The organism is Nocardioides humilatus (assembly GCF_008373755.1).
Taxonomy (GTDB): Bacteria; Actinomycetota; Actinomycetes; order Propionibacteriales; family Nocardioidaceae; genus Nocardioides; species Nocardioides humilatus.
Genome location: NZ_VUJV01000001.1, coordinates 325,925 through 350,647 on the forward strand (window position 1 = coordinate 325,925; position 24,723 = coordinate 350,647).

Below are 24,723 nucleotides of genomic sequence, written 5' to 3' on the forward strand. Positions count from 1 at the left end.
CTTCATTTGACCGGTACTGGTGACGCTCCCGATCGACCGACCGACTTGCTCAGATCCCACAGCCCTCGTCACCCGGCCTGTGCGGCGAGCGTCCCCTTGCGGTTCTGCCTGCCGTCTGGATCCTCGCCTTCCGGCTGATCCCGATCTCCCGGAGGAGCTCGTGGGAGAAGTTCTATGCCGCGGATGACAGGCGGCGCAAGGGGTAACAGCAAGGAATTTCGAGCAGTTTCGTAGTTCCGGCGTGTCGTCCACAGGGACCCGGACCATGTCCACAGATGAGCGGCGCTTCATCCACAAACTGTGGGTACGCCTGTGGATGATGAACCGGGCGATGGGGCGTGTGAGTACACGTACTCACCTCAGGTCGAGTAGCGCCGCGATGGTGCTGCCAGCCGGATCCATGAGGAGATGGTTGACATGCGCTACGCCGACCCGAACCTGTGCCCGGACTGCCGCTCCGAGCTCCCGCCGGGTGTGCCCTCGTGCCCGACCTGCAACCTGCCCGTGCGCCACGCACTCGCCGTCGAGCTCTACTCGACGCTGCGGCGGGCCGACGTCCTCGTCGAGCAGCTCCGGGTGTTCGCGGTGCCGGCTCCGGCGCCGGTGGTTTCGAGGCTCGCTGACGCTCGCACCTCAACCAGCGGCGGGCTCGCTGACGCTCGCACCTCAACCAACGGCGGCACCCCGCCGCCTCCCCCGCCCCCGCCGGCCGCGCCGCTTGCCCCACAGCCGGTCGCCCCGCAACCCGTCCCGGCCCGGACCGGGATGGGCCTGGCCGTCGTACCGAAGATCCTGCTCGGGCTCGGCGCGCTCTGCCTGCTCGTGGCGGCGATCGTCTTCCTCGCCGTGTCGTGGTCGGTGCTCGGCGTCGGCGGTCGTACGGCGGTCCTCCTCACGCTCACCGCCGCCGCGGCGGGGTCGTCGATCCTGCTCAACCGGTTCGAGCTCCGCATCGCGGGCGAGTCGATGAGCGTCGTCGCCCTCGGCATGCTCGGCCTCGACGTCCTCGGCGCACACGCGGCCGGCTGGTTCGGCGACTCCTCCGACGGCTGGGCGGTCGCCACGACCGGCGCCGTGATGGCCCTCGGCGGCACCGGCATGGCCCTGCCCCGCTTCGGCACCGGCCCCCGACTCGTCGCACCGCAGGTGTTCGTGGGCGTCGGCTACTTCCTCGGCTGGAGCGGCCTGCTCGCCGCGACCGAGCACGACCTCGTCGTCGGCCACCTGCTCGTGGTGCTCGGCGCCGCAGTGACCTGGCTGTCGCGCGACGCTCTGCCCGTCCGCGCGTGGAGCGTCGGCCTCGCCACCGCGGTCGTCTGGGGCTCGACCGCCCTCCTCGGCCTCGGCTACGGCCTCGGCGATCCCACGATCCACGGCGCGTGGGTCGACGGCGCCGGCTGGTCGCTGCTCGCCTCCGCCGCCCTCGGCCTCGCTCCCGGCCTGATCACCAAGAAGCGCGACCTGACAGTGGGCGGCGCCTCGATCGGCGCACTCCTCGTCACCACCGCGCTGGTGATGCCCGGCCTCGACGAGCCAGCCGGGACCTCGGGCGCCGTGGTCCTCGCCGCGACGGCGGCGTGGGTCGCCGCGTTCCGCCTCCTCCCCGCGACGATCCGCGCCGCTGCCCTCGCCCCTGCGGCCATCGGCTCCCTCGTCCTGCTCGCTCTCGACGCCGTCACGACGACGGTCGGACTCTTCCGGATCGGGGACCTCGGTTCGGACCGGTCCTTCCAGGTCGTGCTGCAGCACCCCGACCCGGTGACCGAGCCGCTCCTGGCCGTGCCCTCCGCGCTGGTGCCCCTCGCCCTGATGGCGTTGCTCGCCGCTCGCGGTGGCCCCGTCGGCCGCGGCTGGTGGCAGGCGGGCGTGGTCGTGGGCGGGGTCGCGGCGGCGGTCACCCTCGCGTCGTACGACGTCGCGCTGGTCCTCGTCGTCGGCACCCTGTGCGTCGTGGCGGTGGCCGGCCTGCTGCTGGGCCTGCGCGACCAGGGTGGGCGTCAGACCGCGCTCGGCACGACCGCCCTCGTCCTCAGCGGCTTCGCCGTGGCGCTGGCCCTCCCCAGCACGTCGGTCGTCGTGGTCGCTGCCGGCACCGTCGTCGCTCTGGCGCTGCTCTCCCACCTCGTGGGCCGGACCGCCGAGCTCCGCGCGATCGGCGCGATCGCCCTCTCCCCCGGCCTCGCTGCGCTGGTGTGGTCGGCCGGCCTCACCCTCGACGTCGACCCGACCTGGCTCGGTGCGCCCCTCCTGCTGCTCCTCGGCGTGGTCGCCATCGCCCGGCCCCGGCTCGAGGTCGAGATCCCGGCCGCGCTGGTCGCTCTGGTCGCCGTACCTCCGGCGATCTACCCGGCCACCGACGCCGCCGGTTCGCTCGCTCTCCACCTGGTGCTGCTGGGGGCGCTGCTGTCGGCGTCCGCACTGATCCACGAGTCGCGGCGCGGGCTGGTCTGGGCGGCCGTCTCGGCCTTTACGCTCGCCTCCTGGGTGTGGTTCGGCGACCAGGACGTGACGGCTCCGGAGCCCTACGTCCTCCCGATCGCGGTCGCGCTGACGGTCATCGGTCTCCTGCACCTGCGACGCCACCCCGACAGCGGCACCGAGGTCGCGCTGCTGCCCGGGTTGCTGCTCGGCACGGTCCCATCCCTGATCTGGGTGCTCGGCGACCCGCTGTCGATCCGCGCCCTCGCGCTCGGCGCCGCGTGTCTCGTCCTCACGATCCTCGGCGCGACGCTGCGCTGGAGCGCGCCCCTGATGGTCGGATCGGTGGTCGGCGCGATCGTCGTACTGCGGGAGATCGGGCCCTACGCGAGCGACGTCCCGCAGTGGGTCTGGATCGGCCTGGCAGGTGCCCTGCTGACCACGATCGGCATCACGTGGGAGCGCCGGCTGCTGGAGATCCGCAACGCCGTCGGCCTGCTCGGGCGGCTCCGCTGACCGAGCGCGTGGGTCGACCTGCTAGAAAAGCCGACATGGCTACCACTGCACTCGGCGGCAACCCCGTCAACACCGTCGGCGAGCTCCCCGCGGTCGGCTCCGCCGCCCCGGCCTTCGAGCTGGTCGGCAACGACTTCGCCCCGGTCACTCTTCCGACCGGCACGCGCGTGATCCTCAACATCTTCCCCGCGATCTCGACCGGCATCTGCTCGGCCAGCGTGCGGAAGTTCAACGAGCTCGCCGCCGGCCTCGACAACGCCACGGTCATCTGCGTCTCCAACGACCTGCCGTTCGCTCTCGCCGCCTTCTGCGGCGCCGAGGGCATCGAGAACGTCACGATGGGCTCGGGCTTCCGCTCGACCTTCGGCGACGACTACGGCGTGAAGATGGCCGACGGCAAGTGGGCCGGTCTGCTCGGCCGCTCGATCGTCGTCGTCGGCGAGGACGGCAACGTCATCTACACCCAGCTCACCGCCAACATCGGCGAGGAGCCCGACTACGACGCGGCGATCGCCGCCCTCGGCTGACCGATCAGTCGTCCGGCTCGGCCGGGTCCCAGAATGCTTCGCGCATCTGGACCCGGCCGTTGCTGTTGTACGGCGTGCCCTCGTCGTCGTAGTGCGCCGTCGCCCGCCCGTCGTGGCTGGGCGGCAACGAACCGTCGGCGCGCACGACCCGCCACCAGGGCACCGGTCCGCCGTGGTGGGCCATCACCGACCCGACCTGGCGCGGTCCGCCGCCGATGACCGCCGCGATGGCGCCGTAGGTCGACACCCGGCCCGGCGGGATCTGCTCCACGCAGGCGAGCACCCGCTCGACGTACTCCTCGGCGTCCACGGCAGACATCGTGCCGTGTCCCGCCGACCTCCCCGAAAAGCGCCGAGGACCCCATCGCCAGGCGACGGGGCCCTCAGGTGCTCCCTCGGTGCGTAAACGCCCTAAGAAATCGAGGTGCGGTCTCGGGGACACGAGAAACCACAGTCACCAGGCCCAACGAAGGCCCAGCGATCGGGTTACGCGTGTGACGCGCGGGATTCGATCAGTACGCCGGCTGGCTGGGGTCGATCTGGTTGACCCACGCCACGACGCCACCACCGACGTGGACGGCGTCGGCGTAACCGGCACCCTTCACGACGGCCAGCGTCTCGGCCGAGCGGACACCGGTCTTGCAATACATGACGACCTGCTTGCCCTCGTCGACCCCGGGGAGCTTCTCCAAGGCGGACCCGTTGAGGAACTCCGCCTTCGGGATCAGGACCGAACCCGGGACCTTGTTGATCTCGTATTCCACCGGCTCGCGGACGTCGACCAGGACGAAGTCGCGGGTGCCTTCCTCGCGCTCCTTGAGCATGTGCTCGAGCGTGGAGACCGAGATCGTCGAGTCGGCTGCCGCGTCGGCCGCCTCCTCGGAGATCGCGCCGCAGAAGTAGTCGTAGTCGATGAGGCCGGTGACCGACGGGTTCTCGCCGCAGAGCGCGCAGTTGGGGTCCTTGCGGACCTTCAGCTTGCGGTACTCCATCTCGAGCGCATCGTAGATCATCAGCTTGCCGATGATCGGCTCACCGATGCCGGCGAGCAGCTTGATGGCCTCGTTGACCTGGATCGAGCCGATGCTCGCGCACAGCACGCCCAGCACGCCGCCCTCGGCGCAGCTCGGGACCATGCCCGGCGGCGGCGGCTCGGGGTAGAGGCAGCGGTAGCAGGGCGCGTCGTCGGCCATGCTCGGTGCGAACACGCTGGCCTGACCGTCGAAGCGGTAGATCGAGCCCCACACGTAGGGGATCTTCAAGAAGTAGGCCGCGTCGTTGACCATGTAGCGGGTCGCGAAGTTGTCGGTGCCGTCGACGATCAGGTCGTAACCACGGAAGACCTCGAACACGTTGTCGTTGTCGAGGCGCTCCTCGTGGAGGATCACGTTGACGTAGGGGTTGATCTCGGCGATCGACTCCTTGGCCGACAGGCCCTTCGGCTTGTCGATGTCGCTGACGCCGTGGATCACCTGGCGCTGCAGGTTGGACTCGTCGACGGTGTCGAACTCGGCGATGCCCAGCGTGCCGACGCCGGCCGCGGCCAGGTAGAGCAGCGCGGGGCTGCCGAGGCCGCCCGCGCCGATCACCAGGACCTTGGCGTTCTTCAGCCGCTTCTGCCCCGACATGCCCACGTCGGGGATGATCAGGTGGCGGCTGTAGCGACGGACCTCGTCGATGGTCAGCTCGTCGGCCGGCTCGACCAGCGGCGGAAAGCTCACAGGATGCTCCTCGTCGGATGTTGCGGGTGCCGCTTTTCGCGGCGGTCTGGGCCTAACAGCAGCACCAGCGCTCGTGTTCCCCTCAATTGTCAATGGTCCCCGCCCGCTCCAAGCCGCCCCGACACGTCCCGCGATCCGGACCCGGGGCGTCCGCGCCCCGATGGCTACTCGGGAGTAGGCTCGGCGTGTGGTCAGCCGGTCGTACGACGTCGAGGATCCCCGCCGCCCCCGCGGGATCCGGTTGCCGCGCCGTGAGCGGCGCGCTCAGCTGCTCTCCTCCGCCCTCGAGGTCTTCGTCGCGCAGGGCTACCACGCCGCCGCGATGGACGACATCGCCGAGCGGGCAGGCGTGTCGAAGCCGGTTCTCTACCAACACTTCCCGGGCAAGCTCGAGCTCTACCTCGCGCTCCTCGACCGGGCGTGCGACGAGATCATCGCCAACTGCCGCGCCGCGCTGGAGTCGACCCACGACAACAAGCAGCGCGTCGAGGCGACCATGGACGCCTTCTTCGGCTACGTCGCCCATGACGCCGGTGCGTTCCGCCTGGTCTTCGAGTCCGACCTCACCAGCGAGCCCGCCGTCCGCGACCACGTCGACCGGGTGACCAACGAGTGCGCCTCCCTGATCACCGAGGTGATCCGCGAGGACACCGGTCTCCCCGAGCCCGCTTCGCGGCTGCTCGCCGTGTCCCTGGTCGGCATCGGCCAGGTCAGCGCGCGCTACTGGCTGACCGATGACGGCGGCCTCTCCCGGGAGCAGGCCGTCCAGCTCGTCTCGGGCCTGGCCTGGCGCGGCATCCGGGGCTACCCCCTCACCGACTAGGCTCGAGGGATCACGGCAGTCTCTGCCGCGCACGAACAGAAGGAGAGGGCCGTGGAGGTCAAGATCGGCGTGCAGTACGCCGCCCGCGAGCTGGTCGTCGAGACCGACGAGTCCAGCGACGCGATCGAGAAGCTCGTGACCGACGCGCTCACCAACGGAGGCGCTCTCATCCTCACCGACAACAAGGGCCAGCGCACGGTGGTCCCCGCTGACAAGCTCGCCTACGTCCACATCGGGCGCAGCGTGGCCGGCCAGGTGGGCTTCCGCTCGTAAGCGGAGCGCACGAGCGGAAGAAGTCCGCTGGTTGAGGTGCCGACACCGCGCGCCAGCGCGGGGTCGCCTCGAAACCCGCTCCTAGGGAACTCCTCCCCTCCTCCCAGCCGTTGTTCAGGAAACGTGGGCAACGTCCGGACAACGCCGTCGGGACGATGGCCTGTGAAGGGGTGTGGGAGATGTTGCAGTTCCGCTTCGCCGCTGAGAGCGACACAGGTCGCTTTCGCGGCAACAACGAGGACGCCGGCTTCGCGGGTCCCTACCTGCTCTGCGTGGCCGACGGGGTCGGCGGCGCAGCCGCGGGTGAGGTCGCATCGGCCACGGCGTCGTACGTCGTCAGCGCGCGAGCGCTCGCCCACCCCGGGTTCGACCCGATGCGGCTGCTGGAGACGGCGGCCGAGGAGGCCCACCACCAGCTCATGAGCGGTGTCGACGCCGACGCCCGCAGGCTCGGGATGGCGACGACCCTGACCGCGATCCTGACCGACGGTGAGCGCACCGCCCTCGCCCACCTGGGTGACTCGCGGGCCTACCTGCTGCGCGACGGCGACCTCACCCGGCTGAGCCACGACCAGACCATGGTCCAGGCCGCGATCGACGCCGGTCGGATGACGCCCGCCGAGGCGGAGGCCTCGCCCTACCGGAGCGTCGTGCTGCAGGCCCTCGACGCGACGAGCACCCCTCAGCCCGACCTGTTGTGGCTCGACCTGCGGCCCGGCGACCGGCTGATGCTCTGCAGCGACGGCGTCACTGACGTGCTCCCTGACGCACTCCTCGCCCAGCTCCTGGCCATCCCCTCGCGCAAGTTCGCGACCGCCAACCTGGTGCGGTCGGCGCTCGACGCCGGCAGCCGCGACAACGTCACCGCGATCGTCGCCGACGTGGTCGACGAGGCGGGCGTGGTCGGCAACGGCGCGGTCCTCGGAGCCTCGGCCGATCCGAGCAACATCGTCGACCCCACCGCGGTCCGTCCCCTCCGATCGGCCTGACCCCGGTAGCGGTCCGCCCCTCCGATCGGCCTGACCTGGGCCGAAACCCTGGCGCGGGTGTCCCACCACGGTCCTATGCTGGAGGTATGGACACTCCGTCGTACGAGTACGCGCGCCTTTGGCTGCCGCTCTACGACAACAACACGCTCTCGGTCGTGCGGCCGGTCTACCTCATCGAGGCGGCCGACGGGTTCGAGGGCATCGTCGCGGAGAAGAACACCACACTGATCGGTGTCCTCAACGAGTTCGGCCGCGAAGGCTGGCGCATCGACATGACCCCGATCCGGGTTGCCGCGCCCTCCCCCGAGTTCCAGCTCCTCATCGACGCCACGCTCGACGAGGTCGACGGCGGCTCCCTGAGCGACGCCGACTCCGGCGCCGTCAGCGAGTTCGACGTCTACGGCATGCGCCGCGAGATCGCCTGACCTCAGCCGGGCTCGATGGCGAAGAGGTCGCCGTACTCATCGACCCGCGCGAGCACCTCGGCCATGGAGAACTGGTCGAGCCCCAGTTCGTCCTCGGCGCCCGCCTCGACCTCTGCCCAGGTGATCGGGGTGGCCACGGTGGGACGGTCGCGCCCGCGCAGCGAGTACGGCGAGATGGTCGTCTTCGAGCCGGCGTTCTGCGACCAGTCGAAGAACACCTTGCCCTTGCGACGTGCCTTGGTCATCGTCGCGGTGATCAGCGCGCCGTGCTCGGCCGCGAGTTCGTCGGCGACCTCCTTCGCGACCCCGCTGACCTCGTCGGAGGGCAGGTAGGACGAGAGGTCGGCGTAGAGGTGGAGGCCCTTGCTCCCGCTCGTGACGGGTCGGGCGTCCAGACCACGCGACGCGAGCACGTCGCGCGCCAGGAGGGCCGCCTGACAGCACTCGTGCAGTCCCGCGGGCTCGCCGGGGTCGAGGTCGACGACCAGCCGGTCGGCCCCCAGCGGCTCGTCGGAGGCGTCGACCGTCCACTGGTGCACGTGCAGCTCGAGGGCAGCGAGGTTGACCATCCACATCAGCGTCGCGAGGTCCTCGACGATCGGGAAGACGAGGGTGTCGCCGTGGCGACTGGTGCCGCGCGAGCCCGTCGTCGGCACCTCGGCGGTGCGGACCCACGAGGGGGTGCCGGGCGGCACGTTCTTCTCGAAGAAGCTCATCGTCTGCACGCCGTGCGGCCAGCGGATCCGGGTGACGGGTCGGCCCGCGAGGTGCGGCAGCAGGACGGGCGCGATGCGGGCGTAGTAGTCGAGCACCTCGCCCTTGGTGGTGCCGGTGGCCGGGTAGAGCACCTTCTCCAGGTTGCTCAGCTTGAGGGTGCGCCCCTCGACGTCGACGTGGACCTCACTCATCCTCGCCCTCCCAGGTCCTCGGGACTGACATCGGACCGAACGCCCTGGAAGGACGGTTGGCGGAGTCGCTCGTAGCCGACCCCGTGGGTGTCGACGTCGACGACGAGAACCGGCTCGAGCCAGGTCGTGCCGTCGGCGTCGACCTTGGGGACCTCGTCAGCGAAGGGGCTGGTCGCACGGGTCAGGCCCGCCACGAGCGTGGTCAGTACCTTCGACTGCTTCGGCCCGATGCCGCTGCCGACCCGGCCCCGGTAGAGCAGGCCGTCCGCGGTCGGCTCCCCCACGAGCAGCGACGCGAGGTGGGTCCCGCCGGTCTGCGGCCGCCAGCCACCGACGACGTAGGACGCGCGATGCCGGTGGGCGAACTTGAGCCAGTGCTGCGTGCGCTCCCCCGGCCGGTAGCGCGAGTCGCGCCGCTTGCTGACGATGCCCTCGAGACCCTGGACGAGGGTCGACTCGAAGATCACGGCGCCGTCGTCGTAGGTCGGCGGGAGCTGCCAGCCCGACTCACCGAGGTCGAGCGATTCGAGGCGGGCGCGCCGCTCGATGAGCGGCAGTCCGGTGAGGTCCTCGTCGCCGACCCGGAGCATGTCGAAGACCATGTAGTAGGCCGGGACCTGGGCCGCCAGCCTCGCGACGGCCGCCGCCTTGCGCACGTGGATCCGCTCGGCGAGCACGCGGAAGTCGGGCCTCCCGTGCTGGTTGATCGCAATGATCTCGCCGTCGATGACGAGGTCCGGGAGGTTCGAGCGCGCGGTCAGCTCGGGCCAGGCGCCGGTGATGTCGTTGCCGTTGCGGCTCGTGAGCCGCACCCGGGCTCCATTGACGGTCGCGAGCGCCCGCACCCCGTCCCACTTGACCTCGTGGCACCACTCGTCGCCGGTAGGCACGTGGGTGCCCGCGGTCGCGAGCATGGGCAGCAGCACGGGACCAGTCTTCACCAGACGAGCCGATCGACGACGTACTCCGCGATAGCAAGGCTCGACGTCGCTGCCGGCGACGGCGCGTTGCGCACGCTGGTCACCCGCTCCGTGCTGACGATCGCGAAGTCGTCGAGGAGCGAGCCGTCACGCGCCACCGCCTGCGCCCGCACCCCGGCGCCGGCCCGCTCCACGTCGGCCGGGCCGATCTCCGGCACGTAGCGCTGGGCCGTGCGCAGGTAGGAGCTTGTCGAGAGCGAGCCGCGGACCTCGCGGACTCCCGTCCGCCAGTGGGTGCGCGCCATCCGCCAGAAGCCGGGGTGGGTCAGCGTTGCCAGCGCGTCGCGGAGATCGAGGCCGGGGCGGACGCCGTACGCCTCCCTGTCCAGGGCGAGTACGGCGTTGGGCCCCACCTCGAGCCCACCGCCCACCCGGCGCGTGAAGTGCACGCCGAGGAAGGGGTAGCGCGGGTCGGGGACGGGGTAGACCATGCCGCGGACCAGGTCCTGCTTGGGGCCGACGACCCGGAGGTACTCACCGCGAAACGGCACGATCCGGGGCTCGCGCTGGCCGTCGACCCGGCGGCCGAGGCGGTCGGACTGGAGCCCGGCGCAGAGGACGACGTGGTCGGCGTGGTGGACCTGGTCGCCCGCCGCGACCTGGAGGCGGCTGCCGCGGCCGGAGCGGAAGACGTCGGTGACCTCGGTCCCGAGCAGGACCTGTCCCCCAGCCTCCTCGACCTCCTGGGCCATCCGCCGGGCGATGGCGACGTAGTCGGTGATGGCGGTCCTGGGCGAGTGGAGCGCTGCCAAGCCCACGGCATGCGGCTCGATCTCGCGGATCTCCTCGGGGCCGATCCGGCGCAGACCCGGCACCTGGTTCTCGCCCGCAGTGCGCTCCAGCGCGTCGAACCGCGGCACCTCCCCCTGGTCCACGGCGACGACCAGCTTGCCGCACTCCTCGTAGGGCAGGTCGTGCTCGACGCAGTAGTCACGGATCAGGTCCCGGCCGCGGGCACACAGCTCGGCCTTGAGGCTGCCGGGGCGGTAGTAGATCCCCGCGTGGACCACGCCGGAGTTGTGGCCGGTCTGGTGGGCGGCGAGCCGGTCCTCCTTCTCAAAGACCGTGACCGCGATGCCCGGGAAGCGCCGTGTGAGCTCGCGCGCGACGGCGAGGCCGACGATGCCGCCGCCCACGACCGCTACGGACTGTCCGCTCATGCCCGTACCCTTTCAGCATGCGTGCGATCTGGAAGGGTGCCGTCTCGTTCGGCCTCGTCAGCGTCCCGGTGAAGCTCTACTCCGCCACGGAGAGCCACGACGTGTCCTTCCGGCAGGTCCACGCCAAGGACGGCGGTCGGATCAAGTACCAACGCGTCTGCTCGATCGACGGCGAGGAAGTGGCCTACGCCGACATCGCGAAGGGCTACGAGACCGAGGACGGCGAGATGGTCATCCTCACCGACGACGACCTCGCCGAGCTCCCGCTGACCTCCTCCCGCGAGATCGCCGTCGAGAAGTTCGTGCCCAGCGACCAGATCGACCCGATGCTCTTCGAGAAGTCCTACTACCTCGAGCCCGAGGCGGTCGGGGCGAAGCCCTACGCACTGCTGCGCCAGGCTCTCCTCGACGCCGACCGGATGGCCGTCGTCACCGTCGCGCTGCGCCAGCGCACCACCGTCGCGGTGCTGCGGGTGCGCGGTGACGTGATCGTCCTCCAGACGATGATGTGGCCCGACGAGATCCGCCAGCCCGACTTCACGATCGACACCGGCGAGATCAAGGACGCCGAGGTCAAGATGGCCCACATGCTCGTGGAGACCCTCGCCGGCGACTTCAACGCCGACGACTTCGAGGACGGCTACGCCGCCGCCGTCGACGCGGTCGTCAAGGCCAAGATCGAGGGCGGCGAGGTCAAGCGCACCCCCACCTCGACCAAGACCGGCGGCGAGGTCGTCGACCTCCTTGCCGCTCTCCAGCGTTCCGTCGACGCCGCCAAGACCGCCCGCGGCGAGGCCCCGGCTGAGCCGGAGAAGGCCGAGAAGAAGCCCGCTAAGAAGACCCCGGCCAAGAAGAAGGCTCCGGCGAAGAAGAAGGCCAGCTAACCCCGCCACAGGTTCGTCGAGTAGCCCGAGGCGCTAGCCGAGGGCGTATCGAGGCGCCCGCACCCGACCGCCGACCCGACCCTCCAAGGCCTCAGCCGTCAGCGGCGCACTGACACTCTTGAAGCGCGATCAGCAGATCAGCAGTTGAAGACAGCGGTATCAACGGCTCGTGCCTCGCCGTCCTGATAGACGCCCTTCACCTTGCACTGCACCGCGTCTGGCCGCGGGAATGGTCGGCGGAAGAGGCCCTCAATGACTGAGACCTGGACTGTGGTGACCTTGCGCCAGCGGGCTCCGGCTTTGGAGCGCTTGGACAGCGTCACGCTGACCGAGGTCTCCGGCGGGATGTTCCCCATCTCGCCGGACGCAATGACCTTTCCGCGTTTGGCGACACCCTTGATGTTCATGAAGGGCTTGGGGGCGACGTAGACCTTCTCCCAGACCTGGCAGGTGCCGGTGGGGCAGGGCAGCCAGTCGACGAACGGTGCAATCACACCTTCGATGGTGGCCAAGGAAGCTCCTGTGCTCGCATCGATGACGACGGTGTCGTCGTAGAAGTCTCCGGAGGTGTCGTCAATGCCAAAGGCGAGCCGGTTCCCGTCGTCGGACCACGCCATCGGGCCGCCCGGACCCACGTCGGTCAGCTTGTCTGCCGCCAGAGCTCCTTCGGAAAGGAAGCCCAAAAACCCGGAACCCGGGCCCTCGCCTGACCAGTCGGGGTTGATGCTCACGACGGCCAGCCGGCTGCCATCGGGGCTCCACGTGGGTTGGGTGTAGAGGGGCGTGTCGACACAGACGGCGCAGTCCGGTGTGCCGCTGAAGCGGGTCGGCGTCGCCAGGGCGGTAGCGGCGACGGTCCACACCTGATCGGAGCCGCCGGGGATGGAGAAGCCATCCTCGAACTCCGTGGCGATGAAGGCGAGGCGACCGTCGACTGGATTCCAACTGAGCCCCGCGGAGAACGAAATCTGCAGGAGCTGGGTGTCGGAGTAGACCAGCGTCGCCGGGCCGCCGTTGACCGGAAAGACGTAGATCCGGATGTCGATGTCCTCGGGCGTGATGACCCTCCCGAGCGCTGCAACCTTGGACCCATCCGCCGACCAAGCGACCAACTTCGGATCGAAGTCGGGCACCCAGGCCAAGAACGATGAGGTGCCGTCGGGCTTCTGAATCCGCGCTGAGCCCTGTACGCGAGTGCAGCTGTTGTTGATGCAGTCGACTTCGGGCACGGCCAGTCGCGTGCCGCTCGGGGAGAATCGAGCGGCCGGATGGTCGATGGAGATGGCCACGTCGAGTTTGCTCTGCAGCGCGCCGGTGCCGTCGCGGAGCTCGCCATCGGCGTAGAGCAACCGCCAGTCGTTCTCGTCAGCGCGGGCGGGGGGCATGACGAGAGTGCTCAGGACGAGCGCGATGACGAATGCAGTGACGAGTCGGTTCACAGCAACCTCCGGGAGACCTCGTCATTCTCCACCCGCACGGGCATTTCCGTGGTCGATTCCCACACGCGATCGCCAGCGCCAGTGAGGCTTAGGCATTGCTCCTGTTTGGCTACGCGACGTTCCCACTTGTGCTTGACTCCGAAGGGCGGCATCCCGGGGCCAGCGGTCCAATTCACATCGTTCTGATGATCATGGGGTCCCTGATGTCACACGCGATCTGCTCTCGACCGTTCGGATATGCGCGTCGCTTCGGCGGACGGCGGTTAGCGGGCTCGGTCGGCGCTGGGGCCCTGGTCGTCGGCCTCACCGTCGTGCTGCCCGTGATGACGGGGGCCGTTCCACTGGCCGGTGCTGAAATCCCGGCGGCGGGTGACACGGTCGACCTGCTTTCCGAGGCCAACATCCGTCTCGACGGTGCCGCAGCATTGGACCGCGCTGGGACCTCGGTGGCGGTGGCGGGGGATGTCAACAACGACGGCGCCGACGACGTCATCCTCGGCGTCCCAGGAACCGACAACCTTGGGCTCGATTCGGGGTCGGCCTACGTGATCTACGGCAGCACCACCGAACCCACCACCCCGCTCGACCTGGCGACCCTGACCACCACCAACACCACCCGAGGGTTCCGAATCGACGGAGCCGCGTCGTACGCCAGCGCCGGGATCGCGGTGGCAGGCGCCGGGGACGTCAACAACGATGGCCTCGACGACGTGATCATCGGAGCCTCCCAAGCCAGCAACAACAACAGGCTCGCTTCGGGGTCGGTGTACGTGGTCTACGGCAGCACCACCGAACCCACCACCCCGCTCGACCTGGCGACCCTGACCACCACCAACACCAACCGAGGTTTCCGCATCGACGGTGCCGCGACATTCGACAACGCTGGCACCTCGGTGGCAGGCGCCGGGGACGTCAACAACGATGGCCTCAACGACGTGATCATCGGCGCCCCCCAAGCCAACAACAACAACCGCGACTACTCGGGGTCGGTGTACGTGGTCTACGGCAGCACCACCGAGCCCACCATCCCGCTCGACCTGGCGACCCTGACCACCACCAACACCAACCGAGGTTTCCGCATCGACGGCGCCGAATCCTTGGAACGCGCCGGGGACTCGATGGCGGTGGCGGGGGACGTCAACATCGACGGCGCCGACGACGTCATCATCGGCGCCATTGGTGCCAGCAACAACGGCCGGGACTATTCGGGGTCGGTGTATGTGGTCTATGGCAGCACCACCGAGCCCACCACCCCGCTCGACCTGGCAACCTTGACCACCACCAACACCACACTCGGGTTCCGCATCGACGGCGCCGCAGCAGGCGATGCCACCGGGTGCTCAGTGGCAGGCGCCGGGGACGTCAACAAGGACGGCACCGAAGACCTCATCATCGGCGCCCGCAACGCTGACAACAAGGACGGAACATTTTCGGGATCGGCCTACGTGATCTACGGCAGCGCCGCCAACCTCACCACCCCGCTGGACCTGGCCACATTGACCACCACCAACACCAGTCGAGGTTTCCGCATCGACGGTGCCGCGTCATTCGACAACGCTGGGACCTCGGTGGCAGGCGCCGGGGACGTCAACGACGACGGCGCTGACGACGTCGTTGTCGGCGCCCCCCAAGCCAGCAACAACTCGGGGTCGGCCTTCGTGGTCTACGGCAGCACCACCAGCCCCGCCACACCGCTCGACCTCGCAACCCTGACCACCACCAACACCGCACGCGGGTTCCGCATCGACGGCGCCGCAGAAGGCGACTTCGCCGGGACCGCGCTGGCCGGAGCCGGGGACGTCAACAACGACGGCGCCGACGACGTCATCATCGGGGCCACCGAGACTGACAACAACAGCCGAAACTTTTCGGGGTCGGCCTACGTGATCTACGGCAGTGTCAACGATGCGCCGGTCGCGGTCGATGACAGCTACAGCACCGCAGAGGACACGGCGTTGAGCGTGGAGACTCCTGGCGTGTTGGGCAACGACACCGACACCGAGAACGACGCACTGAGCGCCGAGGTCGTTGCTGATCCGATTCACGGGGACGTGGTGCTGAGCTCTGACGGGTCCTTCACCTACACCCCGGAGACCGACTACTCCGGTGTCGACTCCTTCACCTACCGGGCCGCGGATGCCTCGAAGACCTCGGATCCTGCGACGGTGGAGCTGACCGTCGTCGCAGCGCCCGCGATCACCGATATCGCGCCATCTTCTGGTCCGGTGGCGGGCGGCACCGAGGTGGTTATCACCGGCACCGGGTTCACCGGCGCCACCGCCGTCGACTTCGGTCTGACCGGTCCCGCCGCGAGCTACGAGATCGACTCCGACACCCAGATCACCGCGATCTCTCCCGAATCGCCCACCGCTGCCGTCCGGCACATCCGGGTCACCACGGCTGGCGGCAGCAGCCCCGCGGTGCCCGCCGACAAGTTCACCTACACCGCACCCGCACCCACGATCACCGCGGTCGCACCGACCTCGGGCACCAGGGACGGCGGCACCGAAGTGGTGATCACCGGCACCGGGTTCACCGGCGCCACCAAGGTCACCTTCGGAACCGCCGGAGACGCGGCCAGCTTCATCGTGGACTCGGCCACCCAGATCACCGCGATCTCACCGGAATCGACCACCACAGGCATCCGTCACATCAGGGTGCGCACCGCTGCAGGCACCAGCGCGGCCGTCAGCGCTGACCGGTTCACCTACACCGCCCCAGCCCCGACCGTCACCGCCGTCACACCCTCATCGGGATCGACAGACGGCGGCACCGAAGTGGTGATCACCGGCACCGGGTTCACCGGCGCCACCAAGGTCATCTTCGGCACCGCGGGCAACGCGACCAGTTACATCGTGGACTCGGCCACCCAGATCACCGCGATCTCACCGCCCGCGGCAAGCACCGGTGTCCGCAACATCAGGGTCACCGCCGCCGGCGGCACCAGCCCGGTCGTCGTCGCCGATCGCTACACCTACACCCTGCCCGCTCCCTGAGAAGCGACCACGACCACGCTCAGCCGCGGACGAGGACCCGCTTGGCCGGCTGCATCCGCGAAGCGGGGGCAGTGAGTGTGCGGAGGTGGATGTTCTGCAGCAAGCCGATGGCGAGCATCCCGGCGAACATCGACGAGCCGCCGTAGGACACGAACGGCAGCGGGACACCGGTGACCGGCATGATCCCGACGCACATCCCGATGTTCTGGAAGGCCTGGAAGCCGAACCAGCACGCGATGCCCGCAGCGGCGATCCGGCCGAAGACGTCGTCGGTGCGGGCGGCGATCGCCAGCGCGCGCCAGATGACGATGCCGAGCAAGACGATCAGGAGACCCGCGCCGATCAGTCCGAGCTCCTCACCGGCGACGGTGAAAACGAAGTCGGTGTGCTGCTCGGGCACGAAGCCGGAGTTGGTCTGCGAACCGTCGAAGAGGCCCTGGCCGAAGAGGCCGCCGTTGCCGACGGCGATGCGGGCCTGCTCGACGTTGTAGCCGGCGCCCTTCGGGTCGCGGCCGGGATCGGTGAAGGCGAGGAACCGGTCGACCTGGTAGGCCTCGAGGAAGCCGCTGACGACCGCGAACACCGCGACCAGGACGCCCGAGCCGGCCAGGAACACCAACCAGCGCCGGTGTGCCCCCGAAGCAGCGATCACGCCGAAGACGGTGGCGCTGAGCACGAGCATGGTGCCGAGGTCGGGCTGGGCCAGGATCAGGGTCGCGGGGACGGCGGCGACCGTGAGCATCAGGAGTACGTCGACCGCGCCCACCCGGTCGCGCCAACGACCCTCACTGCGCTCGGCCACCACCAGGGCCATGCCGACGACGACGGCGAGCTTGGCGAGCTCGGAGGGCTGGAGCGACAGACCGCCGAGCATCAGCCACGATCGCGACCCGTTGATGGTCGAGCCCATCACGAGCACGAGGACCAGGCCGGCGATCGCGAAGACGTAGGCGACGGGAGCGAGGATGCGCACCCATCGGTGGTCGGTGGCCGCGACGGCGAACAGCAGTCCGAGCCCGATCCCGAGGTTGACCACCTGCTTGGCGAGGAACGCCTTCGGATCACCACCGGTGAGGTCGTCACGGTGGATGGTCGCGGACCAGACCAGCAGGCACCCGATCAGACCGAGCAGGACGACGGCGCCGAGGAGCAGCAGGTCGAGGTCACGGAGCCGGAGCCAGCCCGATCCGCCCTCGCGGCGGGATCGCGAGGAGGTGCGACTCGTCATCGTCGAGGCCATCAGTCCTCCTTGCGGGCCGGGGGCAGGATCGAGCCGTCGTGGCTGAAGATCGGGAGCTGCTCGGGCGGCGTGACGCCGTCGATCACCGCACGCCTCGGGTTCACGGTCTCCCCGTCGATGCCGTAGAGCGCCTCCCAGACCCGGCGGATCGCGTCACCGTTGGAGCCCGATCCGGTGCCGGCCTGGCTGATCATCATCACGACGACGTAGTCCTCGGTGTAGGAGGCGACCCAGCCGGTCGACTGCTTGCCGTAGACCTCGGCGGACCCCGTCTTGGCGCGGATGTGCACCTGGTCAAGGGGGAAGCCACCCAGCTTCCACGCCATCGTGCCGACGCTCGCGACGCCCTGGAGCGCCTGGTCGATGTAGGTGAGCACCGACTTCGGCAGGTTGACGTTGCCGGCCTTCTCCGGGGCGATCCGGTGGATCACCTTGCCGTCGGGCGAGACGATCGCCTTGCCGACGCGCGGCTTCCACAGCGTGCCGCCGTTGGAGAGCGCCGCGTAGGCCCGCGCGAGCTGGAGGGGGGTCACGATCGTGTCGCCCTGGCCGATCGCGAAGTTCGCGGCGTCGTACTCGCGGTACATGTAGCCCTCGATGCAGAACTCGCGGGCGAACTTGTAGACGAAGTCGCTGGTCTTGGAGTCCTGCGGCTTGTCGGCGATGCCGCAGTAGTAATCCTTCATCGACTTGTAGTAGGCCAGCCGCCACTTGCGGTCGGCGACACGGCCGGAGGCCTCGCCGGGGATGTCGATGCCGGTCGGGCTGCCGAACCCGAACCGCTCGGCCTCCTCGACCAGGGGGTCCTTGGCCTTCACGTCAGCCGGGTCCGAGCCGTACTTCTCCCAGAAGTGCATGCCCACCTGGAAGAAGAAGGTGTTGCAGGAGACCTCGAGCGCCTTCGCGAAGGTGATCGGCCCGTAGCCGGCCGACTCGTGGTTGTGGAAGTCGCGGTTGCCGATCCGCACCGCGGAGGAGCAGTTGAGGATCGTGTCGGGCGAGAAGCCGTGGGTCAGGGCTCCGGCGGTCATGAAGGGCTTCCAGGTGGAGCCCGGTGCGAACTGACCCTGCAGGGCCCGGCTGAGCAGCGGCGTGCCGGCCGCCTCGGAGTAGAGCCGCTTGAGCTGCTTCTGGGTGATGCCGCCGGTCCAGACGCCCGGGTCGTACGTCGGCTCGCTGGCCATCGCGATGATCCGGCCGGTCTTCGTCTCCATCACCACGGCAGCACCGGAGTCGGCCGCGAAGTGGCGGCCGGTCACGGGGTCGACGGTCGCCCGGGCGGTCATGATCGACTGGTGGAGCTCGCGCTCGACGATGCCCTGCACCTTCGCGTCGATCGACGTGACCAGGGTGTCGCCCGGCTGCGCTTGGAGGTCGCCCTCGTCACCGATGACCTCGCCGTTGGCGTTGACCTTCACCCGCTCGTAGCCGGGCTGGCCGCGCAACCACGCGTCGTACTCCTTCTCGACGCCGGCGCGACCCACGACCGAGGCGCCGTTGACCGAGGTGTCGCCGCTGTCCTCGGCCTCCTCGAGCTCCCCCTTGGTGATCGGGCTCAGGTAACCGAGGAGATGGGCGGCGTTGATGCCGTAGGGGCGCGGGTAGTCGCGCACGCTCTGCTGGTCGACGACGACGCCAGGGAAGTCCTCCGGCTGCTCGTTGATGCGCAGCGCGGTCTCGTCGTCGAAACCCTGGGCGATCGGGACGGGCTGATAGGGCGAGCCGTTCCAGCACACCCCCTCGGTCGCGCCCTCGGTGCCGCACAGCACGAGCTTGCGGGTGATCTGGCGCGGCTGGAGGTCGAGCACCCGGCCGACCCGCTCCAGCAGCCGGTGGCGCTGCCCGGGCAGCATCCGTCCGAGCAGGGTGCGGTCGACGGAGGCGACCCAGGTGAGCCGGTTGGTGACCAGCGGGCGGCCCTCGGCGTCGACGATCAGACCACGCTCGGGCTGCACCACGATGTCGCGAGCCGACTGGGAGGCCGCCTTGCCCTGGTACTCCTCCCCCGTCACGACCTGGAGGTAGTAGAGCCGCGCGCCGAGCGTCGCGAGCAGGGAGAAGACGAGGGCCTGGATCACGATCAGCCGCAGCCGGCTGCGGCGCGAGGAGCTGCTGGTCTGCGCGAGCATCAGGCAGGCGCCCGCCGAGGTGCGCGGGGGGTGACCTGGGCCGGGCGCGGGCCGGGCTCGCGGCTGAAGGCCCAGACGGTGACCGGTACGACGACCAGCGCGACCAGCACGTCGTAGGCGACGGCGGCCACGACGACCTGGAGCTGCTCACCGAAGCCGACCGCAGGATCGCGCAGCAGCAGGCCGGTGATCGCGAAGACCGAGCTGCCGATGAACGCACCGGCCGCACCGGTGACCAGCATCAAGGGGTACGACGGGCGGGCGCTGGCCGACTGGTGATCGTGGGCGAGCCGGCCGACGACGTAGCCGACGACCATCAGCGACAGAGCCCAGCGTCCGGCGACGTGGTCGGCCGGCGGAGCGATGTCGAGGAGCAGTCCGGCGGAGAAGCCGAGCAGGGTCGCGTAGCGGGGGTCGGTCACCAGCGCCGCGCCGACGACGGTCAGCAGGACGAGGTCGGGGACGACGCCGTCCCAGGCGAAGTGCGGGAAGACGGTGACCTGCAGCAGCAGGGCCGCGAAGATCGTGATCAGGGCGGCGACGAGCCGCGAGGTGCCCCTCATTCGAATGCTCCCGGCTCGATCACGCCGGGGCCGCCGGTCGGCACCACGACACCGACGGCGTAGAGCGAGGTGAAGTCGACGTACGGCTCCAGGACCGCGCGGTAGGTGCCCAGCCGGAGCTCCTCGTAGACCTTGCTGACCTCGCCGATCGGCACGCCGGCCACGTAGGGGGCGCCGCCCTCGCTCCCGCGGGTCACGACCGGCTGACCCTTCTGCGGGATGATCGTGTGGTCGATCAGCTCCAGGTCGAGCGGCTCGTCGTCGGACAGGCCGCCTCGCCCCTCCACCATCCCGTTCTCCATGGTGTCGCCGATCCGGCCGCCGACTGTCGAGCGTGCGTCGATGATGAGCAGGACGGTCGAGGTGTGGCTGGACACCGAGATGATCCGGCCGACCAGGCCGTCGCCGTTGAGGACGGTCATGTCGGGACGCAGACCGGCATCGGTGCCGGCGTCGATGGTGACGGTGTTGGAGAAGGACTGGGCAGATCCGTTGCCCACGACGTGCGCGGGGGCGAGGAAGTAGCCGGTGCTGTTGGCCTGTGCCGCCAACCGGTCCCACTCCTCCAGCCGGTGCTGGTTGTAAGTGGCCCCGTTGGCCTGGCGCTCCAGGTCCTGGTTGGCCTTCTCCAGGTCGCGGATCTGATCGCGGAGGTCACCGTTGGTGTGCAGCGCGTCGGGGATCCCGAGGATCGGGTTGATGAGGTTGCTGACGCCGGCCTGGGCCGGGCCCAACACCTCACCGGCCAGGCGTCGTACGGGGGCGACCGGGGAGTCGTCACCGCTCGAGGCGTCGACCACCATCAGCGCGACGCAGGCCAGCACCAGGGCGACGAGGAGCGAGCGGGAAGGCAAACCTCGCTCCTCGTCGCGCTCGCGCGCCGTTGCGACCTTGCGGACCGGCGCCTGGCGTGGTGGCCGGGTGTCGAGACTCATCAGAAGCGCCTGGGGTTGGTGATCAGCACCTGCTGGAGCGCCTCGAACTCCTCGACGCAGCGGCCCGCGCCCAGCGCGACCGACACCAGCGGGTTGTCGGCGACGTGGACCGGCATCCCGGTCTCGTGGCGGATCCGCTCGTCGAGGCCGCGAAGCAGTGCGCCGCCACCGGTGAGCACGATGCCGCGATCCATGATGTCGCCGGCCAGCTCGGGCGGCGTCTGGTCGAGAGTGACCCGGACGGCGTCGACGATCGCGTGGAGCGGCTCCTCAAGCGCCTTGCGGATGTCGGCGGCGCTGACGGTGACCGTGCGCGGCAGGCCAGAGACCAGGTCGCGCCCGCGGACCTCGCCCTCGGGCTCGCCCGCGGCAGGGAAGGCCGACCCGAGGCTCTTCTTGACCTCCTCGGCGGTGCGCTCGCCGAGCATGAGTCCGTGTTCCTTCTTCATCCACGCCACGATCGCGGCGTCGAGCTCGTCGCCCGCGGTGCGGATGCTGAGGCTGGTGACGATGCCGCCGAGGGAGATGACCGCGACTTCGGTCGTGCCACCACCGACGTCGACGACCATGTTGCCCGTCGGCTCGTGCACCGGCAGCCCGGCGCCGATCGCCGCAGCCATCGGCTCCTCGACGACGTAGACCCGGCGGGCGCCGGCCTGGTAGCCGGCCTCCTTCACCGCGCGCTGCTCGACGGGCGTGATGGCGCTCGGCACACAGATGACCATCCGCGGCTTGGCGAAGTAGCGGCGCTTGTGGACCCGCGCGATGAAGTGGCGGAGCATCTGCTCGGTCGCCTCGAAGTCGGCGATCACGCCGTCGCGCAGCGGGCGCAGCGCGGTGATGTTGTCGGGGGTCCGGCCCATCATGGCCTTGGCCTCGTGGCCGACCGCGATGACGTCGCCGGTGGAGTCGTTGATCGCGACGACGCTCGGTTCGTCGAGCAGCACGCCCTTGCGGCGCACGTAGACCAACGTGTTGGCGGTACCGAGGTCAACGGCCAAGTCGCGGCCGATGATGCTGTTCGCCCTCAACGCGTGCCCTCGCAGTCACCCAAGGCCCGACCCTCGTCCGATCAGACCCAGCTCGTGCGGCAACGGGGAAGCCGGACCACGCCCCGCGAAGGCCGTGAACCAGGGTCGAGCCCGGGCGCACGATCCGGGATCTCCCGTCTGCGAGCGTAAGGACAGGTCAGCCCGTCACCCGGGAGGCACGCCGAGGCGTGTGTTGCCGATGTGACTTGTGTGACCGGCGGAGCGGTGGATCAGAGGCTCGGGAACCAGAGGGCGATCTCACGGGCGGCGGACTCGGGCGAGTCGGAGCCGTGGACCAGGTTCTCGCGGTTGGAGAGCGACAGGTCGCCGCGGATGGTGCCCGGAGCGGCCTTGCGGCCGTCGGTCGCGCCGTTGATCGCGCGGACCACCTCGATCGCCTCGTCGCCCTCGAGCACCACGGCCACCAGCGGGCCGCTGGTGACGAAGTCGCGCAGCGGCGGGTAGAAGTCGCGCTCGACGTGCTCGTAGTAGTGCGCGTCGGCCTGGGCGGCGTCGATCAGGCGCTGCTCCATCGCGACGATGGTGAGGCCCTTGGCCTCGAACCGCGACAGCACCTCGCCCACGAGACCGCGGCGGACCGCGTCGGGCTTGAGCAGGACCAGAGTGCGTTGAGTCACGCGCAGGACCCTATCCGGTCGCGGCGGTGTCGCCCCTGGCGACCTCGGCGGTGAGCGCTGCGGCGAGGTCGCCGCGAGGTGCGACCACCACGTCGTCGAGCCCCAGCCACCCGGCCAGCTGCCAGAGCTCGGCGGCAAGCTCGGCCGCGGTCTCCGGCGGTGCGCCCGGCTCCGCGTAGCTGCCCGGCACCAGGAGCACTCCGGCGGCCCGGTCGGCCTTCAGGTCCACGCGCGCGACGATCCGGTCACCGAGGAGGAAGGGCAGCACGTAGTAGCCGTGGATCCGCTTCGCAGCCGGCGTGTAGATCTCGATGCGGTAAAAGAAGTCGAAGAGCGCCTCGCTCCGGTCGCGCTCCCACACCACCGGGTCGAACGGGCTCAGCAACGTGCGGGCGTTGATCCGTCGCGGGAGCCGCGCGTCGCGGTGGAGGTACGCCGGCCGGCGCCATCCCTCGACGGCGACCGGCTCCAGCTCGCCGCCGGCCACCAGGGCCTCGACCGCTGCGCGCGCCGGCGCGACCTTGATCCGGTAGTAGTCGGCGAGGCAGTTGACGGAGGCGACGCCATGAGAGCGGGCTGCTCGTCGTACGAGCTCGAGCACCGCCTCGTCCTCGGTCAGCGCCGGCGCGTCGAGGACCGCAGCGGGGATCACCCGCTCGGGCAGGTCGTAGCGCACCTCGAACTGGCTGTTGCGCCCCGCGATCGCGACCTCGCCCGTCATGTAGAGCAGGTCGAGGGCCTTGCGGGCCGCCGACCAGTTCCAGCCCCAGCTGCCCTTGTCACGCGCCTCGCCCTCGTCGAGGTCGCGCGCGGTCACCGGACCCCGGGCCTCGACCTCCTTGAGCACCCGCTCGCGCAGCATCGGCTCGATGCCCGGCCACCACTTGAACTCCCGGTCGGCGTAGTGCGCCATCCGGAACCGCATCACCGGCCAGAGGTCGACCGGCATGAACGCCTGCACGTGCGCCCAGTATTCGACCACGCGCCGCGGCTTGCCCTCCGCCGCCCTCCGGAGCAGGTCGACGTCGTAGGGCCCCATCCGCGCGTAGAGCGGCATGAAGTGCGCCCGCTGGAGCACGTTGACCGAGTCGACCTGGAGGACACCGGTGCGTTCCAGGGTGCGCTGGAAGGTCCGCATCGTCGGCACCTCGTGCCGCTTGTCGGCGAACCCCTGGGCAGCCAGGGCGATCCGACGAGCCTGCGCACGGGAGAGGGACTGCACGACCGCGAGCCTAGGCGCGCCCGCCGACAGCACCCGCACGCCGCACGCCGACCTCGGCCGACGGCCACGTCAACTGCGGCGCGGCAGCGTGGCGCGCCGCGGCGAAGCCGCACGGCAGGAGCCCGCGGCCCGAGCGTGCGAGGGCCGCGCGGCGAGTGCCGTTCGCGACACGCTCGCGCTATTCCAATTCGACGAGCTTCTCGCGGACGGCGTACATGACCGCCTCCATCCGCGAGTGGAGCTGGAGCTTCTCCAGCATGTTGCGCACGTGGTTCTTGACCGTGTTCTCGCTGATGGCGAGGCGGTGCGCGACGTCACGGTTGCTGAGGCCCTTGGCCACCAGGCGGAGGACGTCGAGCTCGCGCTCGGTCAGCTTCAGGGCGGGGCCCTGGGAGCGGTCGGGTCGCGACATCGTCTTGAACTCGTCGATCAGCTTGGCCGCCATCGACGGGCTGATCAGGGACTGCCCCTCGGCGACCACCCGGATGCCCTGGGCGACCTCCTCGATGGAGGAGTCCTTGAGCAGGTAGCCGGAGGCGCCGTTCTTGACCGCCTCGTAGAGGTCTGCCTCCTCGTCGGACACCGTCAGCATCACGATCTTGGTCGACGGCGAGGCAGCCTTGATCGCGACGCACGCCTCGATCCCCGACTGCTTCGGCATCCGGATGTCGAGGAGGACGACGTCAGGCGCCGTGCTCACCGCCAACGCGGTGCCCTCGACGCCGTCGCTGGCCTCGCCCACGACCTCGATGCCCGACTCGACGCCGAGCAGCATGGTCAGGCCGCGCCGGAAGAGCTCGTGGTCGTCGACCACCAGCACTCGTACAGGCTCGTTCCCACTGGCCACGTCGGCATCATGTCACGGGTGCACGCCTCACCGCGTCCGTGCCCCCACGGACGCGGTGT

At 69.9% G+C, this 24,723-nt stretch carries 22 protein-coding genes; 8 read left to right on the forward strand and 14 right to left on the reverse strand.

The annotated features are described in order from the left end of the window. Positions 1-417 precede the first annotated feature (417 nt). A complete protein-coding gene (locus F0U44_RS22845; protein ID WP_188113262.1) occupies positions 418-2,934 on the forward strand; it encodes an SCO7613 C-terminal domain-containing membrane protein in 2,517 nt (838 codons plus the stop codon). Between the two features lie 35 nt (positions 2,935-2,969). Continuing rightward, positions 2,970-3,461 (forward strand): thiol peroxidase, encoded by a 492-nt coding sequence (gene tpx / locus F0U44_RS01470; RefSeq protein WP_149726489.1) that lies wholly within the window; start codon positions 2,970-2,972, stop codon positions 3,459-3,461. 4 nt (positions 3,462-3,465) lie between these two features. Here tpx and F0U44_RS01475 read toward each other — a convergent pair whose 3' ends face one another. Both F0U44_RS01475 and moeZ read right to left on the reverse strand, forming a co-directional pair. Beyond that, positions 3,466-3,780, reverse strand: coding sequence for an MGMT family protein (locus tag F0U44_RS01475; protein WP_149726490.1), 315 nt, complete (start codon positions 3,778-3,780; stop codon positions 3,466-3,468). 193 nt (positions 3,781-3,973) lie between these two features. Then, complete coding sequence (gene moeZ / locus F0U44_RS01480; RefSeq protein WP_149726491.1) at positions 3,974-5,182, reverse strand: adenylyltransferase/sulfurtransferase MoeZ; 1,209 nt, start codon at positions 5,180-5,182, stop codon at positions 3,974-3,976. 187 nt (positions 5,183-5,369) lie between these two features. On the opposite strand from moeZ, the gene F0U44_RS01485 reads away from it, so the two are divergent. The 4 genes from F0U44_RS01485 (at position 5,370) to F0U44_RS01500 (ending at position 7,692) form a co-directional block, all read left to right on the forward strand. Continuing rightward, entirely contained in the window at positions 5,370-6,005 is a 636-nt protein-coding gene (locus F0U44_RS01485; RefSeq protein WP_246160225.1) for a TetR/AcrR family transcriptional regulator, read from the forward strand. A 51-nt stretch (positions 6,006-6,056) separates the two neighbouring features. Beyond that, on the forward strand, positions 6,057-6,278 hold the full coding sequence (locus F0U44_RS01490; protein WP_149726492.1) for a DUF3107 domain-containing protein: 222 nt from the start codon (positions 6,057-6,059) through the stop codon (positions 6,276-6,278). Between the two features lie 179 nt (positions 6,279-6,457). Continuing rightward, positions 6,458-7,267 (forward strand): PP2C family protein-serine/threonine phosphatase, encoded by an 810-nt coding sequence (locus F0U44_RS01495; protein WP_188113263.1) that lies wholly within the window; start codon positions 6,458-6,460, stop codon positions 7,265-7,267. Between the two features lie 86 nt (positions 7,268-7,353). Then, positions 7,354-7,692 (forward strand): hypothetical protein, encoded by a 339-nt coding sequence (locus tag F0U44_RS01500; RefSeq protein WP_149726494.1) that lies wholly within the window; start codon positions 7,354-7,356, stop codon positions 7,690-7,692. A gap of 2 nt (positions 7,693-7,694) precedes the next feature. On the opposite strand, the gene ligD (F0U44_RS01505) is transcribed toward F0U44_RS01500, so the two are convergent. From ligD (F0U44_RS01505) to lhgD, 3 genes are read right to left on the reverse strand one after another with little or no spacing between them, the layout of a single operon-like run. After that, positions 7,695-8,600 carry a non-homologous end-joining DNA ligase gene (gene ligD / locus F0U44_RS01505; protein WP_149726495.1) on the reverse strand — a complete coding sequence of 302 codons (906 nt, stop codon included), beginning with the start codon at positions 8,598-8,600 and terminating at the stop codon, positions 7,695-7,697. Then, complete coding sequence (gene ligD / locus F0U44_RS01510) at positions 8,597-9,541, reverse strand: non-homologous end-joining DNA ligase (RefSeq protein WP_246160226.1); 945 nt, start codon at positions 9,539-9,541, stop codon at positions 8,597-8,599. Before ligD (F0U44_RS01510) ends, ligD (F0U44_RS01505) begins: the two co-directional genes overlap by 4 nt. Next, a complete protein-coding gene (gene lhgD, locus F0U44_RS01515) occupies positions 9,538-10,740 on the reverse strand; it encodes an L-2-hydroxyglutarate dehydrogenase (RefSeq protein ID WP_149726496.1) in 1,203 nt (400 codons plus the stop codon). The genes ligD (F0U44_RS01510) and lhgD overlap by 4 nt, the downstream gene beginning before the upstream one ends. Positions 10,741-10,757: 17 nt before the next feature. Here lhgD and ku point away from each other — a divergent pair, with 17 nt between their 5' ends. Next, a complete protein-coding gene (gene ku, locus F0U44_RS01520; RefSeq protein WP_149726497.1) occupies positions 10,758-11,624 on the forward strand; it encodes a non-homologous end joining protein Ku in 867 nt (288 codons plus the stop codon). A 137-nt stretch (positions 11,625-11,761) separates the two neighbouring features. Here the strand turns inward: ku and F0U44_RS01525 are convergent, their stop codons facing one another. Continuing rightward, positions 11,762-13,063, reverse strand: a complete 1,302-nt coding sequence (locus tag F0U44_RS01525; protein WP_149726498.1) for a TolB-like translocation protein — start codon at positions 13,061-13,063, stop codon at positions 11,762-11,764. 203 nt (positions 13,064-13,266) lie between these two features. Between F0U44_RS01525 and F0U44_RS01530 the strand changes: the two genes are divergently transcribed. Further along, the gene (locus F0U44_RS01530) at positions 13,267-16,059 is read left to right on the forward strand and encodes an IPT/TIG domain-containing protein (protein ID WP_188113264.1); all 2,793 of its coding nucleotides are present in this window, start codon (positions 13,267-13,269) and stop codon (positions 16,057-16,059) included. Positions 16,060-16,078: 19 nt separating this feature from the next. On the opposite strand, the gene rodA is transcribed toward F0U44_RS01530, so the two are convergent. The 8 genes from rodA to F0U44_RS01570 form a co-directional block, all read right to left on the reverse strand. After that, a complete protein-coding gene (gene rodA, locus F0U44_RS01535) occupies positions 16,079-17,299 on the reverse strand; it encodes a rod shape-determining protein RodA (RefSeq protein WP_149726500.1) in 1,221 nt (406 codons plus the stop codon). Next, a complete protein-coding gene (gene mrdA / locus F0U44_RS01540; protein WP_149726501.1) occupies positions 17,299-19,428 on the reverse strand; it encodes a penicillin-binding protein 2 in 2,130 nt (709 codons plus the stop codon). Before mrdA ends, rodA begins: the two co-directional genes overlap by 1 nt. After that, a complete protein-coding gene (gene mreD, locus F0U44_RS01545; protein ID WP_149726502.1) occupies positions 19,428-19,991 on the reverse strand; it encodes a rod shape-determining protein MreD in 564 nt (187 codons plus the stop codon). The genes mrdA and mreD overlap by 1 nt, the downstream gene beginning before the upstream one ends. Next, a complete protein-coding gene (gene mreC, locus F0U44_RS01550; protein WP_149726503.1) occupies positions 19,988-20,926 on the reverse strand; it encodes a rod shape-determining protein MreC in 939 nt (312 codons plus the stop codon). Before mreC ends, mreD begins: the two co-directional genes overlap by 4 nt. Continuing rightward, a complete protein-coding gene (locus F0U44_RS01555) occupies positions 20,926-21,957 on the reverse strand; it encodes a rod shape-determining protein (RefSeq protein ID WP_281292612.1) in 1,032 nt (343 codons plus the stop codon). Before F0U44_RS01555 ends, mreC begins: the two co-directional genes overlap by 1 nt. Positions 21,958-22,187: 230 nt before the next feature. After that, positions 22,188-22,595, reverse strand: coding sequence for a nucleoside-diphosphate kinase (gene ndk, locus F0U44_RS01560; protein ID WP_149726504.1), 408 nt, complete (start codon positions 22,593-22,595; stop codon positions 22,188-22,190). A 10-nt stretch (positions 22,596-22,605) separates the two neighbouring features. Beyond that, positions 22,606-23,817 (reverse strand): winged helix-turn-helix domain-containing protein, encoded by a 1,212-nt coding sequence (locus F0U44_RS01565; RefSeq protein ID WP_149726505.1) that lies wholly within the window; start codon positions 23,815-23,817, stop codon positions 22,606-22,608. Positions 23,818-23,995: 178 nt separating this feature from the next. Then, positions 23,996-24,664, reverse strand: coding sequence for a response regulator (locus tag F0U44_RS01570; RefSeq protein WP_246160227.1), 669 nt, complete (start codon positions 24,662-24,664; stop codon positions 23,996-23,998). Between the last annotated feature and the right edge of the window lie 59 nt (positions 24,665-24,723).